Source organism: Streptomyces sp. NPDC094034 (assembly GCF_040303865.1).
Lineage (GTDB): Bacteria > Actinomycetota > Actinomycetes > Streptomycetales > Streptomycetaceae > Streptomyces.
Genome location: NZ_JBEOUD010000110.1, coordinates 1 through 2,126, shown reverse-complemented (window position 1 = coordinate 2,126; position 2,126 = coordinate 1). Strand labels below are relative to the sequence as shown.

Annotated in this window: 1 protein-coding gene; it reads left to right on the top strand. The window is 65.9% G+C overall.

Annotated elements, in window-relative coordinates; translation table 11 throughout:
• Positions 1 to 30 precede the first annotated feature (30 nt).
• Positions 31 to 2,126: non-ribosomal peptide synthetase (locus ABTZ59_RS37000; protein WP_351425892.1), on the top strand; the 2,096-nt coding region annotated here is incomplete at its 3' end.

The following is a 2,126-nucleotide window of genomic DNA, read 5'->3' as shown; positions in this document are numbered from 1 at the left end:
GCGCGGGGCTGTGGGGTCACGTTGAACACCGTGGTCCAGCAGGCGTGGGCGGTGCTGCTCGGGCATATGACGGGTCAGGACGATGTGGTCTTCGGTGCGACCGTTGCGGGGCGCCCGGCTCAGATTCCTGGTATTGAGTCGATGGTTGGCCTGTTCATCAATACTGTGCCGGTACGGGTGCGTCTGAAGCCTGCTGAAACGGTGGGTGAGGCGTTGGTGCGGCTCCAGGACGAGCAGAGTGCCCTCCTGGCCCACCAGCACCTCAAACTTACCGACATCCACAAACTGACCCCGGCCGGCGAACTCTTCGACACCGTCGTCGTCTTCGAGAACTACCCGGTCGCGGACTCGACGGTAGAACGGGAGTCCTCCACTCTCAGTCTCAGCCACACCGAAGTACGGGATGCGACCCACTACCCGCTCAGCCTGATGGTGATGCCGGGAACCGGTCTGCACCTGCGGTTCGACTACCGCCCCGATGCCTTCGACCGTCCCCAGGTGGAGGACATCGCGGATCGTTTCATCCGGATCCTCAAGGCGTTCCCGGCAAACGCCCGACAGCTCGTACGAGAAATCCCATCTGGCAGTGACGACGAGCGCGAGCGGATCCTGACCGCCTGGAACAACACCACTCATGACGTGCCCGAGAGCACGTTGCCGGATCTGTTCGAGCAGCAGGTCGCACGGACACCCGACGCCCTGGCTGTCACCGATGGCGGGACCCGGCTGACCTACGCGGAACTCAATGGTCGAGCGAACCGGCTCGCCAGGTACCTCGCCGACCAGGGCGCCGGCCCCGAACGCCTGGTCGCCGTGGCAGCATCCCGCTCGGTGGACCTCGTCGTCGCCCTGCTGGCCGTGGTGAAGACCGGCGCCGGGTACGTCCCCATCGACCCGGAATACCCCGCCGATCGCATCGCCCACATGCTCCGGGACGCCGACCCGGTCCTCATCGTCACCCAGGCGGAAACAGCGGCGAAGCTACCTGCGGAGCCCGCGGCCCGCGCGAGCCGGCTCGTACTGGACGACCCGGCCGCGCAGACCCTTCTGGAGCGCCAGGATCACAGCAACATCTCCCTCGACGAGCACCGCGCGAGCCGCCTGCTTCCGCAGCACACGGCCTACGTGATCTACACGTCGGGATCCACCGGGCGGCCCAAGGGCGTGGCCGTCTCCCATGCCGCGATCACCAACCGCCTGCTGTGGATGCAGGACGAATACCGTTTGGAACCGACGGACCGAGTCCTCCAGAAGACCTCGTCCGCATTCGACGTATCAGTCTGGGAGTTCTTCTGGCCGCTCGTCGCCGGGGCCGCAATGGTCGTCGCCGCCCGCGGGGAACACAAGGACCCCGCTGCCCTCGCCGAGCTGATCCGTACCGAAAAGGTCACCACCGCACACTTCGTGCCCTCGATGCTGGGCGCCTTCCTCCAGCATCCCGACGCAGCCACCTGCGCACCGCTCAAGAACCTCATATGCAGTGGTGAAGCGCTGTCCGTGGAGTTGAAGAACCAGGCGCTGCGCACGCTCGGCGGTTCCGTCCACAACCTTTACGGTCCCACGGAGGCCGCGGTGGACGTCACGTTCTGGGAGTGCCGGGCGGCCGACGACACCGTGCCGATCGGGCGTCCGGTGTGGAATACGCGGGTGTATGTGCTGGATGGGGGTTTGTCGCCGGTTCCGGTGGGTGTGGCGGGTGAGTTGTATGTGGCGGGTGCGCAGTTGGCTCGGGGGTATGTGGGGCGTCCGGGTTTGACGGCGGAGCGGTTTGTGGCGGATCCGTTTGCTGTGGTGGCGGGTTCGCGGATGTATCGCACGGGTGATGTGGTGCGGTGGTCGGCGGATGGGGTTTTGGAGTTTGTGGGGCGTGCTGATGCGCAGGTGAAGGTGCGGGGTTTCCGTATCGAGCCGGGTGAGATCGAAGCGGTCCTGGCGGAGCACGCGTCGGTGGGTCAGGTGGTCGTGGCCGTACGGGAGGACCAGCCCGGCGACAAACGCCTCGTCGCCTATGTCGTGCCTACGGCCGTGGACTTCGATGCTGCTGTTCTGCGTCGGTATGTGGGGGAGCGGTTGCCGGATTACATGGTTCCCTCCGCGTTCGTGGTGCTGGATGTTCTGCCGTTGAC